Origin of the sequence: Streptomyces sp. NPDC026672 (genome assembly GCF_040638185.1) — a bacterium.
Classification (GTDB): domain Bacteria; phylum Actinomycetota; class Actinomycetes; order Streptomycetales; family Streptomycetaceae; genus Streptomyces.
Genome location: NZ_JBEZXS010000033.1, coordinates 37,002 through 62,569 on the forward strand (window position 1 = coordinate 37,002; position 25,568 = coordinate 62,569).

The 25,568-nt window shown below is 68.5% G+C and carries 29 protein-coding genes and 1 pseudogene; 16 read left to right on the top strand and 14 right to left on the bottom strand.

The window, feature by feature from the left end; all coding sequences use genetic code 11:
* Positions 1-204: 204 nt before the first annotated feature.
* The gene (locus AB0F77_RS31155) at positions 205-456 is read right to left on the bottom strand and encodes a hypothetical protein (RefSeq protein WP_358079871.1); all 252 of its coding nucleotides are present in this window, start codon (positions 454-456) and stop codon (positions 205-207) included.
* 35 nt (positions 457-491) lie between these two features.
* Here AB0F77_RS31155 and AB0F77_RS31160 point away from each other — a divergent pair, with 35 nt between their 5' ends.
* Together AB0F77_RS31160 and AB0F77_RS31165 are read left to right on the top strand one after the other, a co-directional pair.
* Positions 492-701, top strand: coding sequence for a hypothetical protein (locus AB0F77_RS31160; RefSeq protein ID WP_358079873.1), 210 nt, complete (start codon positions 492-494; stop codon positions 699-701).
* Between the two features lie 316 nt (positions 702-1,017).
* Positions 1,018-1,611, top strand: coding sequence for a GNAT family N-acetyltransferase (locus tag AB0F77_RS31165; RefSeq protein WP_361955076.1), 594 nt, complete (start codon positions 1,018-1,020; stop codon positions 1,609-1,611).
* 81 nt (positions 1,612-1,692) lie between these two features.
* Here the strand turns inward: AB0F77_RS31165 and AB0F77_RS31170 are convergent, their stop codons facing one another.
* The 4 genes from AB0F77_RS31170 to AB0F77_RS31185 form a co-directional block, all read right to left on the bottom strand.
* Positions 1,693-2,454, bottom strand: coding sequence for a class I SAM-dependent methyltransferase (locus AB0F77_RS31170; protein ID WP_361955028.1), 762 nt, complete (start codon positions 2,452-2,454; stop codon positions 1,693-1,695).
* Positions 2,455-2,531: 77 nt separating this feature from the next.
* Positions 2,532-3,740, bottom strand: coding sequence for an aminotransferase class V-fold PLP-dependent enzyme (locus AB0F77_RS31175; RefSeq protein WP_361955029.1), 1,209 nt, complete (start codon positions 3,738-3,740; stop codon positions 2,532-2,534).
* Positions 3,741-3,744: 4 nt separating this feature from the next.
* On the bottom strand, positions 3,745-5,082 hold the full coding sequence (locus AB0F77_RS31180) for a pyridoxal-phosphate dependent enzyme (protein WP_361955030.1): 1,338 nt from the start codon (positions 5,080-5,082) through the stop codon (positions 3,745-3,747).
* Entirely contained in the window at positions 5,079-6,578 is a 1,500-nt protein-coding gene (locus tag AB0F77_RS31185; RefSeq protein WP_361955031.1) for a Y4yA family PLP-dependent enzyme, read from the bottom strand. The genes AB0F77_RS31180 and AB0F77_RS31185 overlap by 4 nt, the downstream gene beginning before the upstream one ends.
* Positions 6,579-6,781: 203 nt before the next feature.
* On the opposite strand from AB0F77_RS31185, the gene AB0F77_RS31190 reads away from it, so the two are divergent.
* The 8 genes from AB0F77_RS31190 to AB0F77_RS31225 all read left to right on the top strand — a co-directional run bounded on the left by AB0F77_RS31190 (position 6,782) and on the right by AB0F77_RS31225 (position 13,540).
* Positions 6,782-7,228, top strand: a complete 447-nt coding sequence (locus tag AB0F77_RS31190) for a transcriptional repressor (RefSeq protein ID WP_361955032.1) — start codon at positions 6,782-6,784, stop codon at positions 7,226-7,228.
* 118 nt (positions 7,229-7,346) lie between these two features.
* The gene (locus tag AB0F77_RS31195) at positions 7,347-8,285 is read left to right on the top strand and encodes a zinc ABC transporter substrate-binding protein (RefSeq protein ID WP_361955033.1); all 939 of its coding nucleotides are present in this window, start codon (positions 7,347-7,349) and stop codon (positions 8,283-8,285) included.
* A gap of 11 nt (positions 8,286-8,296) precedes the next feature.
* The gene (locus AB0F77_RS31200; RefSeq protein WP_361955034.1) at positions 8,297-9,163 is read left to right on the top strand and encodes an ATP-binding cassette domain-containing protein; all 867 of its coding nucleotides are present in this window, start codon (positions 8,297-8,299) and stop codon (positions 9,161-9,163) included.
* Positions 9,160-10,041: a metal ABC transporter permease gene (locus tag AB0F77_RS31205; protein ID WP_361955035.1), complete on the top strand. Its 882-nt coding sequence runs from the start codon at positions 9,160-9,162 to the stop codon at positions 10,039-10,041. The genes AB0F77_RS31200 and AB0F77_RS31205 overlap by 4 nt, the downstream gene beginning before the upstream one ends.
* 99 nt (positions 10,042-10,140) lie before the next feature.
* Positions 10,141-10,311: a 50S ribosomal protein L32 gene (gene rpmF / locus AB0F77_RS31210; protein WP_361955036.1), complete on the top strand. Its 171-nt coding sequence runs from the start codon at positions 10,141-10,143 to the stop codon at positions 10,309-10,311.
* Between the two features lie 6 nt (positions 10,312-10,317).
* Positions 10,318-11,499 (top strand): GTP-binding protein, encoded by a 1,182-nt coding sequence (locus tag AB0F77_RS31215; protein WP_361955037.1) that lies wholly within the window; start codon positions 10,318-10,320, stop codon positions 11,497-11,499.
* Positions 11,500-11,789: 290 nt separating this feature from the next.
* On the top strand, positions 11,790-12,815 hold the full coding sequence (locus AB0F77_RS31220; RefSeq protein WP_361955038.1) for a permease: 1,026 nt from the start codon (positions 11,790-11,792) through the stop codon (positions 12,813-12,815).
* A complete protein-coding gene (locus AB0F77_RS31225; RefSeq protein WP_361955039.1) occupies positions 12,812-13,540 on the top strand; it encodes a TIGR03943 family protein in 729 nt (242 codons plus the stop codon). The genes AB0F77_RS31220 and AB0F77_RS31225 overlap by 4 nt, the downstream gene beginning before the upstream one ends.
* Before the next feature lie 23 nt (positions 13,541-13,563).
* Here the strand turns inward: AB0F77_RS31225 and rpsR are convergent, their stop codons facing one another.
* The 4 genes from rpsR to rpmG all read right to left on the bottom strand — a co-directional run bounded on the left by rpsR (position 13,564) and on the right by rpmG (position 15,526).
* The gene (gene rpsR, locus AB0F77_RS31230; RefSeq protein WP_361955040.1) at positions 13,564-13,803 is read right to left on the bottom strand and encodes a 30S ribosomal protein S18; all 240 of its coding nucleotides are present in this window, start codon (positions 13,801-13,803) and stop codon (positions 13,564-13,566) included.
* Between the two features lie 123 nt (positions 13,804-13,926).
* Positions 13,927-15,102: a GTP-binding protein gene (locus tag AB0F77_RS31235; RefSeq protein WP_361955041.1), complete on the bottom strand. Its 1,176-nt coding sequence runs from the start codon at positions 15,100-15,102 to the stop codon at positions 13,927-13,929.
* A complete protein-coding gene (locus tag AB0F77_RS31240; RefSeq protein ID WP_361955042.1) occupies positions 15,099-15,356 on the bottom strand; it encodes a type B 50S ribosomal protein L31 in 258 nt (85 codons plus the stop codon). Before AB0F77_RS31240 ends, AB0F77_RS31235 begins: the two co-directional genes overlap by 4 nt.
* A 5-nt stretch (positions 15,357-15,361) precedes the next feature.
* A complete protein-coding gene (gene rpmG, locus AB0F77_RS31245; RefSeq protein WP_361955043.1) occupies positions 15,362-15,526 on the bottom strand; it encodes a 50S ribosomal protein L33 in 165 nt (54 codons plus the stop codon).
* Between the two features lie 79 nt (positions 15,527-15,605).
* On the opposite strand from rpmG, the gene rpmB reads away from it, so the two are divergent.
* The 3 genes from rpmB to AB0F77_RS31260 all read left to right on the top strand — a co-directional run bounded on the left by rpmB (position 15,606) and on the right by AB0F77_RS31260 (position 18,127).
* Positions 15,606-15,842 (top strand): 50S ribosomal protein L28, encoded by a 237-nt coding sequence (rpmB, locus tag AB0F77_RS31250; protein ID WP_361955044.1) that lies wholly within the window; start codon positions 15,606-15,608, stop codon positions 15,840-15,842.
* Complete coding sequence (rpsN, locus tag AB0F77_RS31255; RefSeq protein WP_361955045.1) at positions 15,842-16,147, top strand: 30S ribosomal protein S14; 306 nt, start codon at positions 15,842-15,844, stop codon at positions 16,145-16,147. The genes rpmB and rpsN overlap by 1 nt, the downstream gene beginning before the upstream one ends.
* Positions 16,148-16,720: 573 nt before the next feature.
* Positions 16,721-18,127: a YibE/F family protein gene (locus tag AB0F77_RS31260; protein WP_361955077.1), complete on the top strand. Its 1,407-nt coding sequence runs from the start codon at positions 16,721-16,723 to the stop codon at positions 18,125-18,127.
* Positions 18,128-18,434: 307 nt separating this feature from the next.
* On the opposite strand, the gene AB0F77_RS31265 is transcribed toward AB0F77_RS31260, so the two are convergent.
* The gene (locus tag AB0F77_RS31265; RefSeq protein WP_361955078.1) at positions 18,435-18,992 is read right to left on the bottom strand and encodes a Ku protein; all 558 of its coding nucleotides are present in this window, start codon (positions 18,990-18,992) and stop codon (positions 18,435-18,437) included.
* 71 nt (positions 18,993-19,063) lie between these two features.
* On the opposite strand from AB0F77_RS31265, the pseudogene AB0F77_RS31270 reads away from it, so the two are divergent.
* Together AB0F77_RS31270 and AB0F77_RS31275 are read left to right on the top strand one after the other, a co-directional pair.
* Positions 19,064-19,528, top strand: a pseudogene (locus AB0F77_RS31270) (transposase); the annotation flags it as partial.
* Between the two features lie 21 nt (positions 19,529-19,549).
* Positions 19,550-19,987, top strand: coding sequence for a cytidine deaminase (locus AB0F77_RS31275; RefSeq protein WP_358079763.1), 438 nt, complete (start codon positions 19,550-19,552; stop codon positions 19,985-19,987).
* Positions 19,988-20,028: 41 nt separating this feature from the next.
* On the opposite strand, the gene AB0F77_RS31280 is transcribed toward AB0F77_RS31275, so the two are convergent.
* The 3 genes from AB0F77_RS31280 to AB0F77_RS31290 all read right to left on the bottom strand — a co-directional run bounded on the left by AB0F77_RS31280 (position 20,029) and on the right by AB0F77_RS31290 (position 24,002).
* Complete coding sequence (locus tag AB0F77_RS31280) at positions 20,029-20,565, bottom strand: IS5 family transposase (protein ID WP_361955046.1); 537 nt, start codon at positions 20,563-20,565, stop codon at positions 20,029-20,031.
* A gap of 445 nt (positions 20,566-21,010) precedes the next feature.
* On the bottom strand, positions 21,011-21,907 hold the full coding sequence (locus AB0F77_RS31285) for a TIGR03620 family F420-dependent LLM class oxidoreductase (protein WP_361955047.1): 897 nt from the start codon (positions 21,905-21,907) through the stop codon (positions 21,011-21,013).
* Between the two features lie 748 nt (positions 21,908-22,655).
* Complete coding sequence (locus AB0F77_RS31290; RefSeq protein WP_361955048.1) at positions 22,656-24,002, bottom strand: epoxide hydrolase family protein; 1,347 nt, start codon at positions 24,000-24,002, stop codon at positions 22,656-22,658.
* Between the two features lie 455 nt (positions 24,003-24,457).
* Here AB0F77_RS31290 and AB0F77_RS31295 point away from each other — a divergent pair, with 455 nt between their 5' ends.
* Positions 24,458-24,922 carry a MarR family winged helix-turn-helix transcriptional regulator gene (locus AB0F77_RS31295; protein WP_361955049.1) on the top strand — a complete coding sequence of 155 codons (465 nt, stop codon included), beginning with the start codon at positions 24,458-24,460 and terminating at the stop codon, positions 24,920-24,922.
* A 266-nt stretch (positions 24,923-25,188) separates the two neighbouring features.
* Here the strand turns inward: AB0F77_RS31295 and AB0F77_RS31300 are convergent, their stop codons facing one another.
* Complete coding sequence (locus AB0F77_RS31300) at positions 25,189-25,500, bottom strand: aldo/keto reductase (protein ID WP_361955050.1); 312 nt, start codon at positions 25,498-25,500, stop codon at positions 25,189-25,191.
* Positions 25,501-25,568: the final 68 nt, after the last annotated feature.

Sequence of the window (25,568 nt, forward strand, 5' to 3'; positions counted from 1 at the left end):
GCCATCAGGGATGCATCGACGTCCACCCCATCCGGCGTCGCGCGCGGCCTCGCCGTCACGCGCGAGGAACCGGACGCGCCGTCGTCCGGTGCACCTGCGGCCCCGACAGCGGCATCGTCGCCCAGGCCCAGGCCGTGCAGATCGCCGACGATCACCGTCGCACAGCCGCAGAAACTCGCCTCTGAACCAGCTCAGGGGTGCCGGTCACGAAGCCCGGCGGGGTCGCCTGGCAGCCGTCTTCTTCGTCGTGGCCTTCTTCGCGGCCGTCTTCGTGGTGCTCTTCTTCGCCGCGGTCTTGCAGGCCGGCTGCTTCTTCGCCGTCTTCTTGCGCGACAGCTCATGGACGTCGGCCCCGCCACCGTTCTCACCGCGGGACGACCTCGCCTTGGACACCGACTCCTGCAACGCGGCCATCAGGTCCACCACCTTGCCCGGCGCGCGCTCCGGCTCCTGCACCTCGGGCAGCACCCTGTGCTCGGGACATCGACCGGGTGCGCCTGGTCGTCGTCGCCGGCGTCAGCGGCCGGTCGGCGAACATCGTTGAGGCCGTCCGGCTCTGCGCCGAACACCAGCAACAGCGGCAGCGGCTGGTAGCACTTGAACGCAAGGTATACGCCCGCACCGCCACCGACCCGGAAAAGGCCGAGTACAAGGCGCTGAGCCGGCTACTGACGAGCTCGCTGCAGGCCCGGGTGGGGTGACCGAGGTGACGGCGCGGCCGGAGCAGGAGCATGGAAGAAGGCGAGTGCCCTAAGAGACACGTCAAGTCGCTGTCCACCACCGCTGTGGTGCAGCAGCGGGCCGCGGAGCGGGCGTGTGACGGGTGCGGAGCGCCCGGTCCGCAGCCGCTGCTGGAGCACGCCGGGCGGCAGGTGTGCGGGGCGTGCCGGCATGTGGCGCGGCTGGGGTGAGATGGGCGCGGGGTTGCCGGCGGGACGGCTGGCGGCCGCGCCGGCCTGGTCGACGGCGGGTTCGGGGAGGCCGACGGTAGCGCCACTCGCTCACAGCACCACTGTGGTGGAAGACGGCGGAACCCGTGGCAGGCTTCTGCCCGTGACATCAGGCGAAGGCGCTGCCCTCACGTTCACCCAGTTCACCCGGCCACCCGAGCTTGCCGACGGTGCAAGGCGGGAACTGGCCGTCTGCTGGGCGACGGTGGTCAACGCCGGCGGTGCAGTGATCCCGCCGGACTGTCCGCTGCCGCCGGTGACTCCGATGAACCTCGAAGCCGCCGTGGGCCGCGTGGCGGAGGACCTGGCGCCGGACCGCAGCAGGCTGCTTGCGGCCACTCTTGACGGCGCATTCGCGGGCTGGCTGGTCGTCCGCCGTGAGACGCATCCGCTCGAAAGGCACTGCGGAGTGATCAATCACGTGCAGACGCAGGTCCATCTCCGCGGCTTGGGCATCGGTGCCGCGTTGATGCAGCGCGTCCACCGCATCGCACGCGAGGAGATGGGCCTCGAACGACTCAAGCTCACGGTGCGGGCGGGACTGGGGCTGGAACACTTCTACCGCAGGGCCGGGTGGTCGGAGGTCGGCCGATGGCCTGGGGCGCTGCGGCTGGCGCCCGGGGACGACCGGGACGAGATCCTCATGAGTCTCGCCTTGTGACACCGCCCGCCGGCGGATCCCGGTGACCGCGACCGACCGTCCGAGCGCCGGGCCGGACACCGTGTCGCGCCCGGGAATGCGTCAGTCCTTCAGTGCCACCAGCACACAGCTGTCTCCGACCTGCCACACCGGTGTGACGTGGCGGAACCCGGCCTCCCGGAGCAGCTCGGCGTGGCGGCCCACGGAGAGGTGCCGGTTGCCGCCGCCCGCCGCGGGACGGTTCCGCTCCCGCTGTTCGAACAGATCGGCCAGCTCAGGGTCGGCTGCCGCGGCCTCCCACCAGGAGTCCCAGTCCTCGTGGCTGTGTCCACCGGCCCGCTCGGTCCGGCAGCGTCCGACATGGGCGGTCAGGTCCGAGCAGGGCTGTCCGTCCGGAGGGAAGTGGTCACCGTTGACCAGCGCGCCGCCGGGCCGCAGGAGACGCGCCAGACCGCGGTAGGTGCGCAGCAGGGCGGGAGCGGCAAGGTAGTGCAGGGCGGTCGTCGAAACGGCGACGTCCAGACCGCGGTCCAGCGCCAGTGCGTCCGTCCAGCCGTCCTCGCCGATCACCGCGTCCACGTACCGGGCGGCGTCCGCGTGGTGGGTGCGCCCGAGCTCCAGCAGCACGGGATCCATGTCGACGGCGACGATTTCCGCTCGCGGCAGACGGCGGGCGAGCCTGGCGGACAGAGAGCCGGGGCCGCAGCCGAGATCGAGCAGGAGTGGCCGGTCCCGCTCGGCACAGAGGTGCTCCGCGACGTCGGTGATCACCGCGAACCGCTCCTCGCGCTCCACCGCGTAGTGCTGCTGCTGCCGCTCCCAGCGTTCCACCCACATCCGGGCCGTATCCATGCTCACACCCATCCGGTCACGCCACCTCTGCCGTCTCCCGTCGCGAACTGTCACGCAATCTACAGGTGGAAACGATTATCAGTAGCCCTTTAGTGTAGCGAGCCCAGAACGGTCAGCAAACGGTCGATCTCCTCATCGGTGTTGTAGACATGCAGGCTCACCCGTACGGATGCGTCCTTGTCGTCGGCTCCCGCCTGGCAGAGGCTGTCGGCCCGGACCATGAAGCCACGGTCGTACAGGATGAAACCGAGGTCGTCGGAGGGGATGTACCGGTGCCGGAAGGTGACGATGCCGTGCCGTCGTTGGGCCGCGGGCAGTGCGCTGTCCGCGGCCACGCTGGCCGGACAGCCGAGGATGTCGTAGCCGTCCAGACGGCTCAGCCGGTCGGTCAGGCGGACGGTCAGACGACTGATGTGACGGGCGATGCGTGCAGGGCCGGCGGTGTCGAGCCAGTCGAGAGCGGTCAGCAGCGACACAATGCCCGCGGTGTTGGGGGTGCCCTGCCAGCCGGTGGGACGCAGGCCGGGCCCGCGGGTGTTGCGCGCCCACACGGCTCCGGTCCCGGGCAGGGCCATCGCCTTGTGTCCCGAGAAGACGATGAAGTCGACGTCGAGCGAGGGGTCGTCGACGCGGACGGGAAGGTGACCGACGCTCTGCGCGGCGTCCAGGCAGATCGGTACGTCGGGGCCGACAGCGGCCCGGATGCGGTGCACGTTCATGTCGCCGCCGTAGACGTGGTGGACGTGGGTCGCCGCGACGAAGCGGGTGCGTGGCCCGACGGCCGAGGCGAGGGCGCGATGGTCGTAGTCGCCGGAGGCGGTCTGGTACGGCAGGGCCCGGACGCGCACGTCGATGCCGCGTTCGGCCAGCATCCGTTGCGCTTCGAGCCACGGGTCGAGGTTGGCCCGGTGATCGGCGAACGGCACGAGGATCTCGTCGCCGTCGGCGAGGCGGGGCACCAGCCAGTCGCGGGCGACCGTACGCAGGCCGTCGCTGGCGCCGCTGGTGAAGTGGACGGTGGAGCGTTCCGGTTCCCGGTCGCCGAGGAACTCCTTGACCCGTGCGCGGGTCCTCTCGATCAGTTCCGTCGTGCGGTTGGCCCAGGGGTAGGCGCCCCGGCCCGCGTTGGCGTTGGACGTGGTCAGGTAGGCGTGGGCGGCGTCCAGGACGGCCCGTGGTTTCTGCGAGGTCGCCGCGCTGTCCAGGTACGCCAGCTCCGGATGTGCCGTGACGATCGGGAACTGCGCCCTGATGTCCCGCTGCCAGATGTTGTCCTCGTCGAGCGTCTCTCCCCTCATGAGCTCACTCCCTCACCAGCGGCGCGCCGGCGTCCCGCCAGGCCACGATCCCGCCCGCGAGACTGCGCACGTCGGGGTGTCCCATCCGGGACAGCAGGGCGGCGTAGCGCTGTGACCTCTCCCCGACCGGACAGGCCAGCAGCACCGGGGTCCGCTTGCTGAACGGCAGTCCTCCCCGCACCAGTTCCTCGAAGAGTTCGTCGATGATGTTCACCGAACCCTCGATGTGCAGCGCGGCGTACGCGTGCGGACCGCGCAGATCGACCACCAGGGGACGGGGATCTCCCTGCGCCGTCCAGCGCCGGGCGTTCTCGACTCCGATCGTCCTGGCCTCCGCAGCCACCTCGCTCTCGCCGATCGACGTGAGCGAGTGCCCGCGCCGCGCCCTGCCCAGCAGTTCGGGGCGGCGCCGGCGCACGTAGCTCAGGTAGCTCTCGGCCCGGTCGCAGACGATGAAGACGGCGCTGCGGCGGCGACCGGTTCCGTCCAGTTCGGCGTCGACGGATGCCAGGTGGCGTACGGCGCCGTGGTAGGCCGCGCCGCCGGTGGGACCGGACAGCAGTCCGCAGCGGCGGATGAGAGTGACCATCCCGTCGATGGCCTCCTGGGAGGTGACCGACGTGATGGCGTCGTACGTCGCGGGGTCGAACAGGCCGACCTGGTGCACCTCGTCGATGGTGCGGATACCGGGGATGAAGTCCGATTTGTCGGCGACCAGGCCGAGGACACGCACATCGGGGTCGTGCTGGCGCAGGACTCGGGCGACGCCGGTGGAGGAGCCGGCCGTGCCCACGCAGGCGATGAACCAGTCCGGCGACCGCCCGTCCAGGTCCTTGACTATCTCCGGCCCGGTTCCCGTGGCGTGTGCCTCGATGTTGCGCGGGTTGAAGTACTGGTCGGTGTGCAGGTAGGTACTTCCGGGCTCCGCCAGTGCCTGGTGGAAGCGGGTCAGGGGGTCGTCGGTGTCGGTGGGGTCCAGGCACTCGCTCTGGCCCGGCAGTTCCTCGATCTCGGCGCCGAGGAGCAGGAGCAGGTCCTTGATCTCCGGCACCCGCATCCGGTTGGTCACGCTCTTGAACCTCAATCCGTGCATGCCGGCCAGCAGGGCGAGGGCCTTGGCCGTGTTGCCGCTGGAGAGTTCCACTACCGTCCCGTCGCCGTCGGCCGCCCCCTCCAGATGCGGGCGGGCCATGTGCCAGGCCGGACGGTCCTTGACGGAACCGAACGGGTTGAGCATCTCCAGCTTCGCGTACAGGTCGATGTGGCGCAGACCGTGCACCGACGGGGCGATACGGACCAACGGTGTGTTGCCGATGGCCTCCGTGATGCTGTCGTACCTCATGACGGCACTCCCTGCGGGTGTGTGAGCGGCCAGTAGTCCTCGTCCGGGCACCAGTGCCAGATCCCCCCGGTGTGCGTCACCGCCACGGTCCGCGCCACCGGCCGGCGTTGCGCGTGGTGGGCATGGAAGTCCATGACGTAGCCGGCGGTGTTGACGAAGGCCAGCAGATCCCCGGTCCGGGGCAGGCGGGGCAGGAACACCAGCCGACGGGTGATCAGGTCGGCCTCCAGACAGAGATTGCCGACGAGGTGTACGCCGACGGGCCCGTCCCCGGCCTGCCCGTCCGGTGTGCCACGGCGGGGTATCAGGACGGGGTCGACGAGAACACCGTGCTCCTCCAGGCTCACGTCCCCGGCGTTCATGCCGAGACGTACCAGAGGCGGGCCCTCGCCCGTACGCCGCACCTCCACCACTTTCGCCAGCGACAGCCCGCACTGGTCGACGAGGGCACGGCCGGGCTCGATGTACAGGTCGTGCAGGTGCTCCAGAAGGAGGGTGGCCACGGGCCGGTCCAGCACGGAGGCCGGGCGGGAGAGGAGTTCGTCGAGATAGCCGGGGCCGGCACCGGGACGGTGGGCGGGGTAGAGCGCGGCGGTACCGCGCACCGTGCCGCCCTCGTTGCGCAGTCCGTAGCCGTGGCCGCGCCAGGTCAGCGGCGGCCGGGTACCGAGGACCGCCTCGCTCAGCGCAGTGGTCCAGCGCTCCCATTCGCCGGCGTCGGCGACATAACCGACCCCGAAACCACCGCCGATGTCGACCACGCGCGGCGCGAAGCCCCGGGCACGGCACTCGTCCATGAGCAGCACACATCGCTCCAGAGCCCGGCTCTTCTCCTCCAGCCCGGTCGTGTCCAAGTGGTAGGCCAGGCCAACCAGTTCGATGACGTCCGCATGCCGCTGCAGTGCCGTCCACAGCTCGTCCGCCCGGGCGGCCGGGGTACCGAACCGGCTTCGGCGCGACAGCATCCGGGTGCCCGCGCCGCCATGTTCGTCGTCAGACTCGAACCCCGACAGCCGCACCAGCACCTCTGCCCTGGCCAGTCCGTACTTCCTTGTCAGACAGGCCAGTTGTTCCAGCTCACCGACCGAGTCCACGTTCACTGTCGCGCCCACCCGGGCAGCCAGCCACAGGAACTGCGGGTCCTTCGGGCCGGTGGCCATCACCCGGTCCCCGGTGAAGCCGCAGCCCAGGGCGTGCCGCAGTTCGTCCAGCGAGGCCACATCGATGCCGACGGCGTCCGGCTCGCACGCCGCCAGTCTGCGTACCAGGGCGCTGGAGCGATTCGCCTTGTGGGCGAAGTACACCCTGCCTCTGAGGCGGTGACGGCGGTAGACGGACCAGAAGCGCTCCACGTTCCCGGCGACGGCTTCCGGGACAAGCACATTCAGCGGCGATCCCAGCGAGTCGGCGAGCGAGTGCAGGAACGACGCGTCCTCCAGCAGCGAAGCAAGCGGCGGATCCACCCGCGGCCTCAGATACAAGGGCGCGTCCTCCACGAAGTTACCTCCCGTCAGTCGATCACTGAGCCGTCGGCCCGATGATCAGTCGTGATAATCGTTTCCATCTACATATGCCGCTAAGCCTCGTCTTCCGCGGAAGGGGGGCACCCTCCATGACGCCGACATCAGTAGTCATGGAATTCATGTTCAACTAGCCTCGTGCGGTGCATCGGTCTCCAACGACACGGAAGGCGAGCACCATGGGCGGCGTACCGACCGGCGAGCAGCCACCGGGCCTGCGGTCGACCCGGCAGCGGACCGCCGTTCTGCGGGCACTGCACGGCTGTCACGGCTTCATGTCCGCGCGGGAGTTGCATGCAGCGATCACCGCCGACGGCACCGCAGTCGGACTGACCACGGTGTACCGGACCCTGCGGACGCTGGAGCGGGACGGGCAGGTGGACGTCGTACGGGAAAGGACCGGGGAACGCCTCTACCGGATCCGGCCGGCGGACGGGCACCGTCACTATCTCTTCTGCCGAAGTTGCGGCCTCAGCCTGGCGGTGGAGGCGGGAGCCGTCGAACGCTGGGCCGACGACGTCGCCGAAGCCACCGGGTTCGCCGAACTCGAGCACACCGTCGAGCTCACGGGGATCTGCGGCCGCTGCAAGCACGGAGTCGCGGGACACGACCGTCGTCCCCGCTGAGGACGTCCACCGTTGGTAACGATTCTCATATCGAACAGACCCAGCATGGTGATGACATTCGTTTTCATTTAATGTGAGGTGTCGAACGCTCCCGTCCCCATCCGTTGCGGAGGAATCCATGCCCACATCCCTGTCCCCACGCCTGGCGCTGGCCACCGGTGCTTCCCTGGCTCTCCTGGCGGGCTGCGGCAGTTCCCCGGACTCCGGCGGTCACGGAAGCGGCGCGCAGGACGCCTCCCCCTCGCCGAAGATCCAGGTGGTTGCGTCGACCAACGTCTACGGTGACATCACCGAGCGGATAGGCGGCGACAGGGTCGACGTCACCTCGATCATCAGCGACCCCGACCAGGACCCGCACTCCTACGAGGCCAACACCCAGAACCAGCTGGCCCTTTCCAAGGCGAAGATCGTCATCGAGAACGGCGGCGGCTACGACGACTTCATCGACCGCATGCTGGGGAGCGGCAACAACTCCTCCGCCGAGCTGATCAACGCGGTGAAAGTGTCCGGCAGGACCGCCCCCGAGGGCGGCGAGCTCAACGAGCACGTCTGGTACGACTTCCCCACCGTCGCCAAGATCGCCGACCGTATCGCCGCCGCTCTGGGCGAGGCCGATCCCGCGGACGCCGCGGCCTTCACCAAGAACGCCGAGACCTTCAAGGAGAAGCTCGCCGGACTGGAGGCGAAGGAGGCGGACATCAAGAAGAAGCACGGCGGCGAGGCCGTCGGCATCACCGAACCCGTGCCGCTGTACCTGACCGAGGCGGGCGGTCTGGTGAACAAGACGCCCGAGGAGTTCAGCGAGGCCATCGAGGAGGGCGACGACGTCTCCCCGAAGATCCTGCAGGAGACCCTGGCGCTGTACAGCGGCAGGCAGGTCAAGGCGCTGGTCTACAACGCGCAGACCTCCGGACCGCAGACCGAGAAGGTCGAGAACGCGGCCAAGGCGGCCGGCATCCCCGTCGTCCCCGTCACCGAGACCCTGCCCACGGGCAAGGACTACCTCGGCTGGATGACCGCCAACGTCGACGCGCTCGCGAGCGCGCTGGACAAGTGAGGCAGCCGGGCATGGCCTCCGTACCCCCGGCCCGCCCGGGCAGAACCGATCACCCCGGCACCGCCACCGCGGTGATCGGCATGCGCGGTGCGTCCCTGTCCTACGGCGCGCGCACGCTGTGGAAGGACCTCGATCTCGATGTGCGGCCGGGCGAGTTCCTGGCCGTGCTCGGGCCGAACGGGTCCGGCAAGAGCAGCCTGGTGCGGATTCTGCTGGGCCGTCAGTCCCTCTCCGCCGGAACGCTGAGCGTCCTCGGCCGCGCCCCACGCGACGCCGCCCGGCACATCGGCTACATCCCGCAGCAGGCGGAGACGTCCGCGCAGGCTCTGCTGCGCGCCCGCGATCTGGTCCGCTTCGGGATCGACGGGCACCGCTTCGCACCCCGGCTGCGCACAACCGCCGTCCGCGGCCGGGTGGACGAGATCCTGGAGGCGGTCGGTGCCTCCGCCTATGCCGATGTCCCGCTCGGCATGCTCTCCGGCGGCGAACGCCAACGCGTGCGCATAGGCCAGGCGTTGGCCACCGACCCCCGCATCCTGCTCTGCGACGAACCGCTGGTCTCCCTCGACCTGTACCACCAGCGGGCGGTCACCGAGCTCATCGACGCCCGCCGCCGCTCCCACGGCACGGCGGTCGTCTTCGTCACCCACGAGATCAACCCCGTGCTCGGCCTTGTCGACCGCGTGCTGTATCTGGCACCGGGCGGCCATCGCGTCGGAGCCCCGGACGAGGTTCTTACCTCCGCGTCGCTGTCCCGGCTCTACGACGCCCAGGTCGATGTGGTCCGCGTGCGCGGCCGCGTGGTGGTCGTCGGCGTACCCGACGATCCGTCAACCCCACCACACCACGTCGAGGAGAGGGAAGGAGTACGTCCATGACGCTCGCCGACGGGATCTGGCAGCAGATCTTCGCCTTCGACAACTACGGCGAACTCCTCGCCCTGGTCCGCAACTCCCTGATCGCCGGCGCTGCGCTCGGCCTGATCGGCGGCCTGGCCGGAGTCTTCGTCATCATGCGCGACCTGCCCTTCGCGGTACACGGCATCAGCGAGCTGTCCTTCGCCGGCGCCTCGGCCGCCCTGCTGCTGGGAACGAACGTCGTGGCGGGCTCGATCGTCGGATCGGTCCTCGCGGCCGGAACGATCGGGATCCTGGGGACGCGGGCCCGGGACCGCAATTCGGCGATCGGCATTCTCATGCCGTTCGGCCTGGGCCTGGGCGTGCTGTTCCTCGCCCTGTACAAGGGCCGCGCGGCGAACAAGTTCGGCCTGCTGACCGGCCAGATCGTCGCCGTCGACACCCCGCAGACGGCATGGCTGCTCGGCACCTCCGCCGTGGTCCTCGCCGCCCTGCTGGCGATGTGGCGCCCGCTGACCTTCGCCAGCGCCGACCCGGACGTCGCCGCGGCCCGGGGCGTACCGATACGGGGCCTGTCGTTCGCCTTCATGATCGTGCTCGGTCTCGCGGTGGCACTGTCAGTGCAGGCCGTCGGCGCGCTCCTGGTTCTCACACTGATCGTCACCCCTGCCGCGGCCGCCTCTCGCGTCACCTCATCGCCGGTACTGCTGCCGCTGCTCAGCGTGGTGTTCGCCGTGGTCTCGATCGAGGGCGGCATCCTGCTCGCCCTGGGCAGCTCCATCCCCATCAGCCCCTACGTCACGACCATCTCCTTCACCCTCTACATCGTCTGCCGACTGACGGGCAGCTACCGCACCCGACGGTGGGGCGCCAGGCAGCCAACCCCGCAACCCGCCTGAACGACGGGAAAACCAGTCAGCCAACCAGCAGTCAGCAGTGGCATTCATTCCCATACAGCCTCTCAGGCTGAGGCTGCTCACCCAACCAGGAGGAATCTCATGGCCGTTCCCAAACGGAAGATGTCCCGCAGCAACACCCGCCACCGCCGCGCCCAGTGGAAGGCGGCCACCCCGACGCTCGTGCCCATCACCGTCAACGGCGTCCCGTATCTGGTGCCTCAGCGGCTGGTGAAGGCGTACGAGCGCGGGCTGCTGCGCCCCGAGGGCTGATCGTCCATGCCCTCCGGTCCCTCCGGGCGACTGCCCGTCACCGTCCTGTCCGGATTTCTCGGCGCGGGCAAGACCACCCTCCTCAACCACGTCCTCGGCAACCGCGAAGGACTGCGCGTCGCGGTCATCGTCAACGACATGAGCGAGGTCAACATCGACGCCGCTCTGGTGCGCGGCGGTGAGGCAGCCCTGTCGCGCACCGAGGAACGCCTCGTCGAGATGACCAACGGCTGCATCTGCTGCACCCTGCGCGACGACCTGCTCGGGGAGGTCGACCGGCTGGCCCGCGAGGGCCGCTTCGACTACCTGCTCATCGAGTCGTCGGGCATCTCCGAACCCATGCCGGTGGCCGCGACCTTCGCCTTCGCCCGCGACGACGGTGCCACGCTCGGCGACATCGCCCGTCTGGACACCATGGTCACGGTCGTCGACGCCGCGGGCTTCCTTCCCGAGCTGACGAGCGGCGACGAGCTCGTCGAGCGCGGCCTGGACCAGTACGAGGACGACGAACGCACCGTCAGCGACCTGCTCATGGACCAGATCGAGTTCGCCGACGTCATCGTCCTCAACAAGCTCGATCTCGTCGACGAGGAGTCGGCCGACCGGCTGCGGGCGACACTCGCGCGCCTCAATCCGGTCGCACACGTGGTGCCGGCCGTCCACGGCCGCGTGAAGGCCGGCGACGTCTTGGGCACCAGGCTGTTCGACCTGGAACGCGCCCAGCAGGCCCCCGGCTGGGTGAGGGAGCTCAACGGCGACCACGTTCCGGAGACGGAGGAGTACGGGATCTCCTCGACCGTCTTCCGCTCCGAACTGCCTTTCCACCCCGGTCGGCTGTGGACGTTCGTGACCGAGGAACTCGACAGCGGCGCGTACGGGCAGATCCTGCGCTCCAAGGGGTTCTTCACGCTCGCCAGCCGCCCGAACGTAACGGGCCTGTGGTCACAGGCCGGTTCCGTCGCACGCTTCGAGCCCTCCGCCGTCCGCGACACCGACAGCCCCGACAGCCAGGAACTGGTCTTCATCGGCACGAACCTGCACGCGAACGCCCTGCACGCGGCACTGACCGACTGCCTCATGGCCGACGGCGAGAGTGTGCCGCCCGTCGACCCGTTCCCCGTCTGGGACACCTACGGCATCGACGACACCTGCGAGCACGAGCATCCCGGACTCGTAGCAGGCGTCTGAGGATCCCGGGCCGGGCGGCGAACGCAGCCACGGCGCCGCCCGGCCCGGCATGCACACCGATCCGGCCGAACGTCTTCGGAGAGATCGAGCACGTCTGGCGTCCCGACACCGGCGCTTGTGGACACCAACCAGTCACCCAGGACCGCGGCCCGTGACACCGTGAGGTGCCCTGGTCCGGGGTCGGCGCAGCCATCACTCTGACACCCTCCGGTGAGGCGAAGCCCGGCCGGCGCGCAGCCGGTGCCGCTAGAGTCGGCGGGTTCGTGGTGTCGTACGGCGAAGCGAGTGGTGTGAGCGAGCAGGAGTACGGGGAGGTCCGGGGCGGGCTCGGCGATGCCGTGCGCCTGGTCGTGCGGACGCTCGTGTACGTCGTCCTCGGTGGCCTCGCGCTCATCGCGATCGTCACGGTCACGAGCGTCCTCGGGCCGGCGATCGCGCTCGACCTCTACACTCCGCCCGTCGCCGCCTGGTGGACGGTCTTCACGGCCGTCGTCGTCCAGGGCATCCCGTTCCTGCTGCTCGGCACGGTCGTCTCCGCCGCCATCGGCGCCTTGGTGCCCGAGCGTGTCTTCAGCCGTCTGCTGCCGCGCAACCCAGCGCTCGCCGTGCCGGTCGCGGGCGCGGCCGGTGCCGTCCTGCCCGGGTGCGAGTGCGCGTCCGTGCCGGTGGCCGGCAGTCTGATGCAGCGCGGGGTGGCCCCGGCCGCCGCGCTGGCCTTCCTGCTCTCCGCACCCGCGATCAACCCGGTCGTCCTGGTGGCCACGTCGATCGCGTTCCCCGGACAGCCGCTGATGGTGACGGCCCGGCTCGTCGCCTCCCTCGCCGCGGCCGTCGTGATGGGCTGGTTGTGGGCGCGCTTCGGGAGGGAAGAGTGGCTACGGCTGCCACAGGCGCGTGCGACCGGATCCGACACCTCCCGCGCGGGTGCCTTCGCGGCCGGCCTGCAGCACGACTTCCTGCACGCCGGGGGCTTCCTCGTGCTCGGCTCGGCGGCCGCGGCGACCTTCAACATCGCGGTGCCGCGCTCGGTCCTCGACGTCTTCACCGGATCAGTGTGGCTGTCCGTGCCGTTGCTGGCGCTGCTCGCCGTGGTGCTGTGCGTGTGCAGCGAGGCCGACGCGTTCGTGGCCGCCTCGCTCAGCGGGTTTTCACCGACCGCCCGGCTGGCGTTCATGGTGGTCGGACCGATGGTCGACCTGAAACTGATCGCGCTGCAGGCGGGCACCTTCGGCCGAGCCTTCGCCGTCCGCTTCTCCTCGGTGACCTGGGCGGTCGCGCTGGCGAGCAGTGTGCTTGCGGGGTGGTGGCTGCTGTGAGGCGGTACGGGCCGACCGTGCTGTTGCTGCTCGTGGGCGCCGCGGTGCTGCGCATCTCGCTCTTCAGTGTCCTGTATCTGCGGTACGTGCAGTCCGGACTGCGTCCGTATCTGATCGCGTCGGGAGCGCTGCTGGTGCTGCTCGGCGTGGCGGCGGGAGTGAGGGCCGCGCGGGACACGCCGGACGAAGAGGAAGACCCGCACGACCACGGGAGCGGTCACACCCACTCGACCGGCCCGCGCCTTGCCTGGCTGCTCGCACTGCCCGCCGCCGCCCTGCTGGTCTTCCCGCCGCCGGCGCTCGGCTCCTACAGCGCGGCGCGGGAGGAGGCGCAGCGCGCGGCGCAGGGCGTCGGCACGTTCCCGCCACTCCCGGCCGGCGACCCGGTCGACCTGAGCGTCGCCGCCTTCACCTCCCGAGCGGTCTACGACAGCGGATACTCACTGAAGGGCCGTACGGTCCGGCTGACCGGCTTCGTCACGCACGGGGACGACGGCACGTGGTACATCACCCGGCTCCTGGTCTCGTGCTGCGCAGCCGACGCGACCACGAGCAAGGTACAGATCCGCGGCGCCGGTTCCCCGGCCGCGGACACCTGGGTGACGGTCACGGGCACCTGGCGCCCCAAGGGCGGGCTGGGCTCATCAGCGGCCTGGCCCCCGGTGCTGGACGCGAAGACAGTCAAGCGGGTCGAAGAGCCGTCGGACCCGTATGAAAAGAGGTGACTCCTCTTCGTACGGCCTCTCGGCTATCGGGAGCTGTAGGGCAGGAGCGCCATCTCGCGTGCGTTCTTGATGGCCTGCGCTATCTTCCGCTGCTGCTGACGCGTCACGTGGGTCACCCGACGGCTGCGGATCTTCCCGCGATCAGAGACGAACTTCCGCAACAGGTCGGTGTCCTTGTAGTCGACGTAGGTGATGCCGGCAGCGTCCAGCGGGTTGACACACCGCTTGGCGGTCTGCCGCCCGGTGCTTGTGCGTCGAGGCATGGTGAGGTCGGTCCTCTCTTCTAGCGGGATGCGGTGGACGCGCGAGGGATAGGGCGGAACGCACGGACGGGACGGGTGAATCCCATCCGTTCACGGCACGCGCCCGCCGGAACAGATCGCGGTTCAGGTCACTGGGTCGAGCAAGTCGTCGAAGACGTGCGGGAGTTGCTTCCAGTGCTCCCTGCCCGCCGCGTACTCGTGGTCGGTGAGCAGGCACGAGTCGAGCAGGGCCTGAAGACCGTCGCGGTCCAGGCCGGGCGACGTGAAGGTCAAGTACTGGCAGCGGTCGCCGTGTTCGGGGTGCCAGTCCACGGAGGCGGCCAGGCGGCGTTCGACGGGCATCATCTCCCAGGCGGCGTCGGGCAGGGCAGCCAGCCAGGGGCCGGCCGACTCGACGCACAGCGCGCCGCCGGCGGCGTCCCAGGAGAGCAGGGTGTCGGGGCGGTCCGCCAGCCAGAACCGCCCACGGCTGCGGGCGGCCGCGCACGTCAGATCCTCCAACGCCGCGTAGAGACGCTGCGGGTGGAAGGGCCGTTCGCGCCGCCAGACGAAGGTGCTCACGCCGTGCCCGTCAAGCTCCTGCGGCAGCAGCGCGCACGCAGGATGCACGCGGGCGGCGGCCGCTGCCACGTCGAAGCCCGCCAGCAGAGCAGCCTCCAGAGCGCCACTCTCCACGGGTACCTTTCGCGCGCCCGGCGTGAGCTGGGCGAGCAGCGTATGGTCGGTGTCGTCGGCGACCTCGCCGCCCGCACCACACGCATCCCCTTCGACGACGGCGATCACCGTGGGGTACTCCAACTGCCGCGCGAAGGTGTCGGAGACGGTGCGCTGGTCGGTCGGGGCCGCGGCGAGGCCGACATCGGCCAGGTCGTCGCCATTCGACAGGTACGGCAGAACGAGTGCGGGGTCGACCGCGGTGGCGACCCCGGTCAGCACCAGCGGTGCGCCCGCGGCGGCGATGACTGCGGCCATGGCCTGGGGCTCGACGGAGTCCCACAGCTCCACTACGGCCAGCCGGTACCTTGCCTCCTGCGCGAGCCGCAGCAGTTCGGGGACGAGGTCCTCACGCAGCGCGCAGCACGCGCAGTCGTTCACCAGGGGCGCGTCGCCGTTGCCCAGCAGACCGCCGGCGTCGCGTGCGGTGCGGTGCACCGTGCCGGCGACGGCTGAGGTCAGGTCGTGGTGGAGCGCGACCGAGCCGGAGACCGTGAACAGGATCTCCTCCACGGTGGCCCGGCGGGCGTCGGCGTGCAGTCCGGCGACGATCGCAACTGGCAGCCGCCTACGGTCCACGCTCACTGCGTGCTCCGTCCGCGTCCGTAGCGCCGCTCGAAGCGCTCGACCCGGCCCGCGGTGTCCAGGACCCGCTGTGTGCCGGTGTAGAAGGGGTGGCTTGCGGAGGAGATCTCGACGTCGATGACCGGGTAGGTGTTGCCGTCCTCCCATTCGACGGTCCTGTCGCTGGTGACGGTCGACCGGGTGAGGAAGGCGAAGTCGGCGACCCGGTCGCGGAAGACGACCGGGCGGTACTCGGGATGGATTCCGTGCTTCACGGATCTCAGCGCTCCTCACGGAAGTCGACGTGACGCCCGGCGACCGGGTCGTACTTGCGCAGCATCAGCCGGTCGGGGTCGTTACGGCGGTTCTTGCGGGTCACGTAGGTGTAGCCGGTGCCGGCGGTGGACCTCAGCTTGATGATCGGGCGCAGTTCGTTACGGGCCATGGACAGCACCATACAGGGAATTGGTTTTCATTTTCATCAAGGGCTAAGGTCCTGCGGTATCCACCACCGAGGAGGAAACGTGTCCGCCCACTGCCAACTCACCGGCCGACAGCCGGGCTTCGGCCATCGCATCTCCCACTCGCACCGGCGCAGCAAGCGCCGCTTCATCCCCAACATCCAGCGCAAGCACTACTGGCTGCCGAGCGAGGGCCGCCACGTCCTGCTCACACTTTCCGCCAAGGGCGTCAAGACGGTCGACACGCTCGGCATCGAGGCAGCGGTCGCTCGTATCCGCGCCCGGGGAGAGAAGATCTGATGGCGAAGAAGAGCAAGATCGCGAAGAACGAACAGCGACGCCTCGTCGTGGCCCGGTATGCCGCGCGCCGCACCGAGCTGAAGGTGATCATCTCGTCCCCCGGGACTTCGGAGGAGGACCGCGCCGCCGCGCAGAGGGAACTGCGCCGACAACCCCGCGACGCCAGCGCTACCCGCCTGCGCAACCGGGACTCCGTGGATGGGCGCCCCCGCGGCCACCTGCGTGCCTTCGGCCTGTCCCGCATCCGCGTACGTGAGATGGCCCACGCAGGCGAGCTCCCTGGCGTGACCAAGAGCAGTTGGTGACCCGCCTCCGATCCGCTCACGCCGCGAGACCCATGGCTGCTGCACCGGCCGCGCACCCGTGAGCCGCCCGCACCTGCGGCACCGATCAGGGGTTTGGCCGGAACACGCCATGCCCGCATCCTGCTTCGGTGCCGCAGGGCAGGCGTTGCTGCTCCAGCGCCTGAGCGGCATCGTGCCCATGAGGCGAGTCCCGCTGAGCCCCCACTAGCGGGTGATGCGGGTCATGCGGCCTGGTCGAGCGGCCCACGGTCCACGCTCGGTGGACAGAGGGCTCTGATATTCCCGCGATGGTTCGGACTGAGACCAAGAGCAGCCGTTCCCGTACCCTTCCTCAGAACCGCAGCGCAGGGCCCGGCTGGGGAGGGGGGCACGGACAATCGCGAGGGAGACGGCATGGGAGCCGCCGACCGGCCGAGTGCCGGAGACTGGAACGAGGCCGGCCATCGGCCCTCGGGCATAGATGACCGCGCGAGCGAGTACGGCCGCACCTACGAGTACCGGGATCTTCCCGATTCAGCGTCTTATCCCGGATACGCACCCGATGCCGACGCGGGCCACGCCGCCTCACCGGCCATGGGCCACGGGCACACCCCCGCGATGAACAACGGCACAGTGACTGACGACGGACATGGCCCCGACCACGGTCCCGGAGCGAGCCTCGACGGTCACGTACATGCGCACAGTCACAGCCACGGTCCAGCCGCCCCCGTCTCCAAACACCTCCGCAAGGTCATCGCGGCGATCCTCGTGCCGTTCACTGCGGCCGTGGTGGTCGGGCTCGCGGTGCTGTGGCCAAGCGGCGCCCCGGGACATGAACGCACCGGGGTGGGCTTCGACCGGCAGACCCAGCAGGCAACGGTCACCAAGGTCCTGAGCGTGAGCTGCGCGTCGGTGAACGCCTCGGGCGAGACCCCGACCGGCGACACCTCCACCGCCGAGGGCTCCTCCGCCCAGCAGGAGGCGAACGGCACCTGCAAGAAGGCGACCATCCGTGTCGACACCGGAAAGGACAAGGGCCGCACGTTCACCGAGATCGTGCAGCCGGACCAGTCACGACAGCTGTACGAGGGCGAGAAGGTCGTAGCCGCCTACGAACCCTCCGCACCCGAGGACCTGCAATATCAGGTCACCGACGTGAACCGCAGGTTCCCGATGCTGCTGCTCGCCGGCGTCTTCGCCCTCGCCGTCGTGGTGGTGGGCCGGATGCGGGGCATCATGGCACTGGTCGCGCTGGCCATCAGTTTCCTGGTGCTGAACTTCTTCGTCCTGCCCGCGATCCTGCAGGGCTCGAACCCCCTGCTCGTGGCCGTGATCGGATCGAGCGCCATCATGCTGATCGCCCTCTACATGTGCCACGGACTGTCGGCACGCACCTCGGTGGCGGTACTGGGCACACTTCTCTCGCTGGTGCTGATCGGCATCCTCGGCTCCGGATTCATCGGCTGGGCCGCACTCACCGGCAACACCGACGACAACACCGGCCTGATCCACGGCCTCTACCCCTCGATCGACATGAGCGGTCTGCTGCTCGCCGGCGTCATCATCGGTTCACTCGGCGTCCTCGACGACGTGACGGTCACCCAGACCTCCGCCGTCTGGGAACTGCACGAGGCCAATCCGACGATGGGCTGGCGCGGACTGTACCGGGCGGGCATCCGCATCGGCCGCGACCACATCGCTTCCGTCGTCAACACCCTGGTCCTCGCCTACGCCGGCGCCGCGCTGCCCCTGCTGCTGCTCTTCTCCATCGCGCAGAGCAGCGTCGGGGCGGTCGCCAACAGCGAGCTGGTCGCGGAGGAGATCGTACGCACCCTGGTCGGCTCGATCGGCCTGGTCGCCTCCGTACCGGTCACGACCCTGCTCGCGGCGCTCGTGGTCTCCGCCGACCGGCCCAACAAGCAGACGACCATGATGACTGCGATCCCCGTAGTGACAGGCGGGGCTGCCGCGGGCCGGGGCGGACGCCGGCGCAAGCGCTGAGAGCGATCTCTTCGAGATGAGCACGCAGCTGCACCGGCCCCCTCTCGTGGAGGGTGACGCTCGCCGGCCGGGATACACAACAGCCCCGGGCCGGCAGGGTGCCGGCCCGGGGCCGGCTCGTGCGGCGTGGTCGTGAAGGGCGGTCGCCTACGCGGCGAAAGGCTCCATGAGGCTTCAGCCGAACGATCATCCTCATGGGCAATAGGTGAGGCCCGGGGACACTGTCCCCTCCACAACCACGCCCTCTACAACTACCCACACCCGCCGCACATTCCCGGCCCGCCAGTGATGGGGCTGCCGGTGGCCGTCATGAGGCGCGGCGGGGCCGCTTGGCAGTCGTCTTCTTCGCCGCGGCCTTCTTCGCGGCCGTCTTCGTGGTGGTCTTCTTCGCCGTGGTCTTGCGGGCCGGCTGCTTCTTCGCGGTCTTCTTGCGCGGCAGTTCGTGGACGTCGGCGTCGTCGCCGTTCTCGCCGCGGGACGACCTCGCCTTGGACACCGACTCCTGCAACGCGGCCATCAGATCGACCACCTTGCCCGGCGCGCGTTCCGGCTCCGATGCTTCGGGCAGTACCCGGTGTTCGCGTTTGGCTTCGACGATCTGTTCCAGGTCCTCGGTGTAGGTGTCGCGGAACTCGGGCCCTTCCAGGTCCTCGCGGGTCATCGTGTCGATCAGCGCGAGCGCGCCGTCGACCTCGTCCTCGCTCACCTCCACCGACGGCGGATCCACCACACCCGGGTCCCGGATCTCGTCCGGCCACAGCAGCTGATGCAGCACGATCACGTCGTCGCGGACCCGCAGCATCCCCAGCCGCTCCCGGCCCGACCACGCGAACTTCGCAACGGCCACCTTGGACGAGCGCGCCAGCGCCTAGCACAGCAGGGTGTACGGCTTGGCGGCGACCTTGCCGTCGGGCTGGAGGTAGTGGCGGCGAACCACGCCGCAGGCGGCGGGCGACCTACAACCGCTACGGCGGAGTACGGCATCTGTTCGCCGCCCTGGACCTGGCCAAGGACAAGCTCTACGGCCACATCAAACCGGTCAAGAAGCGCACCCAGTTCCTGGAGTTCTGCCGCTACCTGCGCACCCTCTACCCACCCCAGGTCCGTATCGCGATCGTCTGTGACAACTACTCCCCGCACCTGACCACGAAGAAGTGCCGGCGGGTCGGCACCTGGGCGGCAGCGAACAATGTCGAGCTCGCCTACACCCCGACCAACAGCTCCTGGCTCAACCGCATAGAAGCCCAGTTCACGGCCCTGCGCTACTTCACCCTCAACGGCACCGATCACGCCGACCACAAGAAGCAGGGCAGGATGATCCGCCGCTACATCATCTGGCGAACCCGCCACGTCGACGACCAGCGCCTGCGCGCCGTCATCGACAGGGCCAACGCCGTCTGAAACCGCATGAAGGCAGAGAAGATGACCACACAGACCGACCGCGTCGACCACGAGCTGATCCGGGCAGCGGCGCACGTCGCGGCCACACGCTGCCGGGGCGACAACCACACCATGGCGGCTGCGGCCCGCGCCCGAGACGGCCGGATCATCACCGCGGTGAACGCCTACCACTTCACCGGAGGCCCCTGCGCGGAGCTGGTCCTCATCGGCGCTGCTGCCGCCCAGGGCGCCTACGACCTGGACACCATCGTCGCCGTGGGCGACCGCGACCGAGGCGTCGTGCCCCCATGCGGCCGCTGCCGCCAAGTCCTCCTTGACTACTTCCCAGCCCTGAAGGTCATCGTCGGGACAAGCGACGGCCTCCGGACGGTGCCCGTTACCAACCTGCTTCCCGAAAGCTACATCTGGGCGGACCACCAGCTCGACGCCGAGGAGAACGCACCACTCAGCACGAGCTGACGCCCCAGGCGGTTACAGGGCAAACGCTGCCTGCTACGGCACTAGGCCGTTTCTGATGGCTCTTGGACGATGTCGCGGAGCCAGATGACGATCGCGGTGACGGTGAGGGTGCCGTTGAAGACGTAGTCCCGCTTGTCGTAGCGGGTGGCCACCGCGCGGAACTGCTTCCACTTGTTCACGCATCGCTCGACCGCGTTGCGGTGGCGGTACTGGGCCTTGTCGAAGGCCGGGGGCCGGCCACCGGCCCGTCCCCGGCGCTTGCGGTGGGCCCGTTGGTCGTCGGGCTGCGCGATGGTGGCCTTGATGCCGCGCCGTCGCAGGTAGGCACGGTTGTCCCGGCTGGAGTACGCCTTGTCACCGCGCACCCGGTCCGGCCTGTTGCGCGGGCGGCCCGGTCCGCGGCGCCGGATGCGTAAGCCGTCCAGCACCGGGGCGAACATCAAGCTGTCACCCCGCTGACCGGGCGAGGTCAGCCAGTGCAGCGGGCGCGCCCGGTCATCGGACAGCAGATGGACCTTACTGGTCAGCCCGCCCCGCGAGCGCCCCAACGCCTCACGCCCATCTGCCTCCTCACGCACCCCGCCCCCTTTTGCGGGTGGTCGGCCGGAGGCTTGCGGGGCGGATCCTCCCCAGACAGCCCGCCCACCGTGCCCGGCAGCCCACGCATCCACCAACGCACGGGCTGCTCATGCCGGACACACCGGCACTGACCACGCTGCGGCAGCGGATCGATGGCTTCGGCACGTTCCCGGTCCTGGAGCACATCACCCCCTCCCCCATGCCATGCACATCCAGGAGTGCGGGCCGGTACCCGTCAAGGTCACCGAAGGCGTGTCGGGCATCGAGGACACGGACACCAGACGGCAACAGTGAGCGACCGGTCATCCAGCAGATGATCGCGCTCCCGCACAGCATCCGCCGCCTACGCACCCGGCGTGCCGGTGAACCGGTGCGACAGGCAGTTGGCCCGGCGTCCTCCTGCCTGTCGGAGCGTCGATCTGGTGGGAACGTTTGTTGGCAGGACTACAGGGAAGTCAGCTCGGCGAGTTGCTCCCATTCCTGGGTCGGAAGGCCCGGGCCGACATGGCCGAGGACTTGGAGTGCGACATGGTCCGCGCCGGCGTTCAGGAACGTGGTGATCCGTTCCGCGATGGTGTCGAGAGAGCCGTGAGCGGTGACGGCGTCGATGAGTTGATCGCTGCCGCCATCAGTAAGGTCGGACTCGGAGAAGCCAAGACGCTGGAGGTTGGCACGGTAGGCAGGGAAGCCGAAGAAGATGCCGACCGCGTGGCGGGCAGTGTCCCGGGCGCGGGAGGCGTTGCTGTCGAGGACGACGCCGAGGTGCGGGGCAATTACCAGGTCAGCGTATGTATCGCGCTGGGCACGGACGGACGCGGGCGTGACGAGGAAGGGGTGGATTCCTGCGGTGCGGTGTGCGGCGAGGGCAACCATCTTGGGGCCCAGCGCTCCTAGGAGGCGGCTGTTTGCTGGGATCGCGTTACCGCGGTCCAAGCGGTCAAGGTAGGTAGTCATGTCGCGCAGCGGTGTCGTGGGGCTGGCGCCGGCGGCACGCGCGCTGTCGGGGCCGCTCACCCCGAAACCGGTGACGAGACGCCGGCCGTACGAACTGACGAGGCGGTTCCAGACCGTCGGGGCGTCATCTCCTTCATCTCCCCAGATGCTCGCGACACCGGTGGCGATGGTGATACGCGATGTCGCGGCCAGCAGCCTTTCGGCGTCGGCCCACAATCCCTTTCCGCCGGCATTGGGGATCCAAAGAGTTCCCCATCCCGCCGATTCCAGTACGCGCGCCGCATCGGAAGTCGCCGGTCCGTCGGCCCGCAACTCCGTACTCCACACGCCGACCCTGCCCAACTGCGGGTCCATTTCCCGAAGTTGGTCCGTGATCGTGTTATTCATCTCTGATGTCCTCTCTGTGCGGGTGTGCAGTGCTGCCGACGCGCTGCACATATTCCCTTTGTTTTCTGACCGGTGCAGAAACGCTGACGGCGCACCACTGTCATTCCCGTTGCGCTGCGTTGGCCGACGGGCTGGTCGTCATGCGTCGATGCAGCTGCGGGGATGGGAGGCTGCTCGATTGCGTCTCCGTGCCGGGGCCGGGCTAACCATGGCGAAGGCATTGGTGTGCGGTGGAGGTACTATCCTTCATCGCACACCAAAGCTCACGAGGGTTCGCTGGACCGGACAGACAGTCAGCCGATCTGACACCGCTCCTATTCACTGAAAGGATTCCGGTAACAGGTGCGACAGTCCGCGCGATTTTCGGGCTGCTGCAGGAAACCGTAGTTCTCTATGCCAAGGACGACACTCTAGGCGACGGACTCGGCCTGGAGAAACAACGCGTCCAGTTTTCCAAGCGTGCCGCACTGATGAGCACATCGCCCGTTTCCAGGGTGAACACCTTGGCGAAATCGGTAATTTGGATCAAAATTCCGGATCGCCGCGCCCCCCATAAGTCGCCACACTGGCAGTGATGCCCGCGATCCTCGGCGCTTCCACCAACTCCAAGTTGCGTGCATGGGGACGTTTCCATGGCTGACAGGGCCGCTAGCCGCACACATGATGCGACGAGATTCCGGATCATGATGTCGTTACGGCGGCCGTATCACTGTCGGACGCATTGGAAGGTGGGAGATCCGGGGCCGCTCTACCAATTACGGAAGAAGCGGCCGAACTTGCGGATCTCCTCAGCGAATCGAGGTGGTTGTTCGAATGCCGCGAAATGTCCGCCGACAGGGATCTGGTCGTTGAAGTAGACGAGGTTACTGTAAGCGCGCTCAGCCCAGATGCGGGGGGTTCGGATAATCTCGCCAGGGAAGACGCTTACCCCGACGGGGAGGTCGACTGTGTTCAGCGACGGGGGGGCCGGTGCGCGGTTCTCCCAGTACATTCGGGCTGAAGACGCAGCTGTGCCTGTGAGCCAGTACAGAGTGATGTTATCGAGCATCTGATCACGGCTGAGAACTGATTCAGGGTCGTGACCACTGTCGGTCCAGGCGCCGAATTTCTCGTAGATCCATGCAGCTTGCCCAGCCGGGGAGTCGGTGAGAGCGTAGCCGATGGTCTGAGGGCTGGTCCCCTGCTCAAGGAAGTATCCGGCATCGTTGGTCAGGAAGTCGGTGAGCTGGTCAAGCGCGGTCTGTTCCGGCGGAGTGACGGTCTCCTGCACCGGGGGCGAAAACAGGTAATCCTGGAAGTTGAGATGGATGCCCAGCAGGCCAGGAGGCTGCTCGACGCCCATCCGGATAGTCACTCCAGCACCTATGTCGCCGCCTTGGGCGAGGTATCGCCGGTAGCCCAGCCGGGACATGAGCGTGACCCACGCGCTAGCAGTGCGGCCCACGTCCCATCCGCTCTCGTGAGGCCGGTCGGACAGCCCGAACCCGGGCAGAGATGGGATTACCAGGTGGAAGGCATCATCAGCGGTGGCGCCGTACGCCGTGGGATCGGTCAAGGGTCCGATGACGTCCAGGAATTCCACAACCGATCCAGGCCAGCCATGGGTCAGGATCAGAGGCAGAGCGTTGGGGTGGTGGGAGCGTATGTGAAGGAAGTGGATACCCAGTCCGTCGATCAGCGTCCTGTACTGGCCGAGCGTGTTGAGTCTGCGCTCGAGCCGACGCCAGTCGTAGTGGTCCTGCCAGTACTGGAGCAGGCTGTGAACACGCTCGATCGGGGCTCCTTGGGCCCAGCCTGGTGCCGTCTGTGATTCGGGGAAACGGGTACGCGACAGTCGGCTGCGCAGATCTGTCAGAGCACTGTGCTCAACGCTTAAGGCAAGGCGCGCGATTTCGGGGGTGGCAGGGGGCAGGCTGACGCCGCCCGCGGTGGCGCCGGCCGTAGAGGGGTAACCGGGCAACGTAACGGCAGTGGCGGGTTGTGCAGCCAGCAGGGACGCTGCCGCAACGCCGCCCGCGCGGAGTAGGTTTCTGCGGGAGGCCAGTGGTCGAGAGTCTCCGGCTAGTCCGCGTGCCGTTTTTTCGTAGTGGTCCATATCGTTCCTTACAGGGTCGGTTCACAGGACCTGTTCGCAGGGCTGGGGCTTCGTGCAGACGAGGTACACAGCGCGGGCCACCGGCACAGTGCGCAGTGGCGATTGAGTCGGGACAGGGCGATGGCCGATCTGCCTTGATCCCGGCGCGGCCGGGAGTCTCGGCCCATGAGGCGCCCCTGGCGGCCGGATCCACGAGCCGTGACCAGCCAGGCTCGTTCGAGGAAGCCCCTGGGGCTCACCGGGCGCAGACGGCGGGTGGAGAGACGCCCTGGTCATCGCGCCAGCGTCGCGTAGGCCAACAGCCTGCCGCCCGATCGCTACCGCCACCCCGCTTGCCGCTCCGGCGTGGAGCCGGGTGGCGAGCAGACTGCGATTACTTGAAACCACATCGGCACCGTAACAGATGCGTGCGCAGGCACCAAAGTGTGCTAGCACTCTCCTGTTAGGCTGTACTTGTGCACAAGTCTTCGACCAAACCGGCGATCATCACCTCGGCCCAGCAAGAAGCCTGGTTTGCCATGTTGTTCGCGCATGCCGCCGTCACCGCGCGAATCGACGACGTGCTCATGGAGCAACACCGGATTTCCTTCAGCGCGTTCGAAATACTGTGCCGCCTGAAGGAGGGTGAGCCTCAGCCGGTCCGGGGGCTGGCCGGGCAGCTTGTCAGCGTCAGCCCCACTCGGGCCTCCCGGTTGCTTCAGGACCTCATCGATGAGGGCCTCCTGCAGCGCGGCGCCGACCAGACCGACGGCAGAGTGTCGCTGATCAGCTTCACCGACGAGGGCCGCCGCTACACAGCAAAAGTGGCAAGAACCTTCGAGGAATCCGTTCAGAAATACTTCGTCGATCCGCTCGACGAAGACGACATCGCTGCCATCACCCGGATCTGGGAAAAGATCCGGGCCGTAGCTGATGTCTAACCCATAGAACCCGAGTGTGGATGATCAGTTCGATCTCGGCGTGCTCTGCATCAGACGACTTCCGAGGCCAATGCAGAAATGGCGTCGGCCTCGTGGGGGACCGATGTTGGCGGCAGCGAGGTTCTCGTGCAGGTGGTCGACGCTCGTGGTGCCGTGGATGGGGGGCGGTCGTTGTGCGGTGCAGTTGCCAGGCCAGCGCGACCTGCTGCGGCGTCGCGTCGTGCTTGTCCGCGATGGGGTCGATGACTGCGCGGAACCGCTCGTCCTCAGTGACGGGCGGGATTGCTGCAGGATGCGAAGGAGAAGGTCATGCTAGCCCCTTCGGCGATGTTGCGGACAGCGGCATTCACGCGCACCGCCACGTTGCAGTGAGCGGTCACCGCTGCGATGTCGGTGATCGATATCGCGGTGCGGAGTTGGTCGGCGCTGACGTTGGACAAGCTGATGTGGCGGATCAGGCCGTAGGCCTTCATGCCAGCAAGTATCTCGACCGTCTCCTCGAATGGAGTGTCAGTGACGGCGCCGGTGTGCTGGCAGGGGAAGTTGACATGGTCCAGGCCGAGGCGGCTCATGCTCATGTAGGCGGCTGGACGCCCGTAGGCAAGGAGCCGGACCAGCCCCAACTGGCGGGCGAAAGGGTTCAGAG

What these genes read in the sequence shown, in the direction of transcription:
- AB0F77_RS31170 (WP_361955028.1), bottom strand. Translation starts at nt 2,454, where the DNA reads ATGGGTGTGAGCATGGATACGGCCCGGATGTGGGTGGAACGCTGGGAG.
- AB0F77_RS31175 (WP_361955029.1), bottom strand. Translation starts at nt 3,740, where the DNA reads ATGAGGGGAGAGACGCTCGACGAGGACAACATCTGGCAGCGGGACATC.
- AB0F77_RS31180 (WP_361955030.1), bottom strand. Translation starts at nt 5,082, where the DNA reads ATGAGGTACGACAGCATCACGGAGGCCATCGGCAACACACCGTTGGTC.
- AB0F77_RS31190 (WP_361955032.1), top strand. Translation starts at nt 6,782, where the DNA reads ATGGGCGGCGTACCGACCGGCGAGCAGCCACCGGGCCTGCGGTCGACC.
- AB0F77_RS31195 (WP_361955033.1), top strand. Translation starts at nt 7,347, where the DNA reads ATGCCCACATCCCTGTCCCCACGCCTGGCGCTGGCCACCGGTGCTTCC.
- AB0F77_RS31200 (WP_361955034.1), top strand. Translation starts at nt 8,297, where the DNA reads ATGGCCTCCGTACCCCCGGCCCGCCCGGGCAGAACCGATCACCCCGGC.
- AB0F77_RS31205 (WP_361955035.1), top strand. Translation starts at nt 9,160, where the DNA reads ATGACGCTCGCCGACGGGATCTGGCAGCAGATCTTCGCCTTCGACAAC.
- rpmF (WP_361955036.1), top strand. Translation starts at nt 10,141, where the DNA reads ATGGCCGTTCCCAAACGGAAGATGTCCCGCAGCAACACCCGCCACCGC.
- AB0F77_RS31215 (WP_361955037.1), top strand. Translation starts at nt 10,318, where the DNA reads ATGCCCTCCGGTCCCTCCGGGCGACTGCCCGTCACCGTCCTGTCCGGA.
- rpsR (WP_361955040.1), bottom strand. Translation starts at nt 13,803, where the DNA reads ATGCCTCGACGCACAAGCACCGGGCGGCAGACCGCCAAGCGGTGTGTC.
- rpmG (WP_361955043.1), bottom strand. Translation starts at nt 15,526, where the DNA reads ATGGCCCGTAACGAACTGCGCCCGATCATCAAGCTGAGGTCCACCGCC.
- rpsN (WP_361955045.1), top strand. Translation starts at nt 15,842, where the DNA reads ATGGCGAAGAAGAGCAAGATCGCGAAGAACGAACAGCGACGCCTCGTC.
- AB0F77_RS31260 (WP_361955077.1), top strand. Translation starts at nt 16,721, where the DNA reads ATGGGCCACGGGCACACCCCCGCGATGAACAACGGCACAGTGACTGAC.
- AB0F77_RS31275 (WP_358079763.1), top strand. Translation starts at nt 19,550, where the DNA reads ATGACCACACAGACCGACCGCGTCGACCACGAGCTGATCCGGGCAGCG.
- AB0F77_RS31285 (WP_361955047.1), bottom strand. Translation starts at nt 21,907, where the DNA reads ATGAATAACACGATCACGGACCAACTTCGGGAAATGGACCCGCAGTTG.
- AB0F77_RS31290 (WP_361955048.1), bottom strand. Translation starts at nt 24,002, where the DNA reads ATGGACCACTACGAAAAAACGGCACGCGGACTAGCCGGAGACTCTCGA.
- AB0F77_RS31300 (WP_361955050.1), bottom strand. Translation starts at nt 25,500, where the DNA reads ATGAGCATGAGCCGCCTCGGCCTGGACCATGTCAACTTCCCCTGCCAG.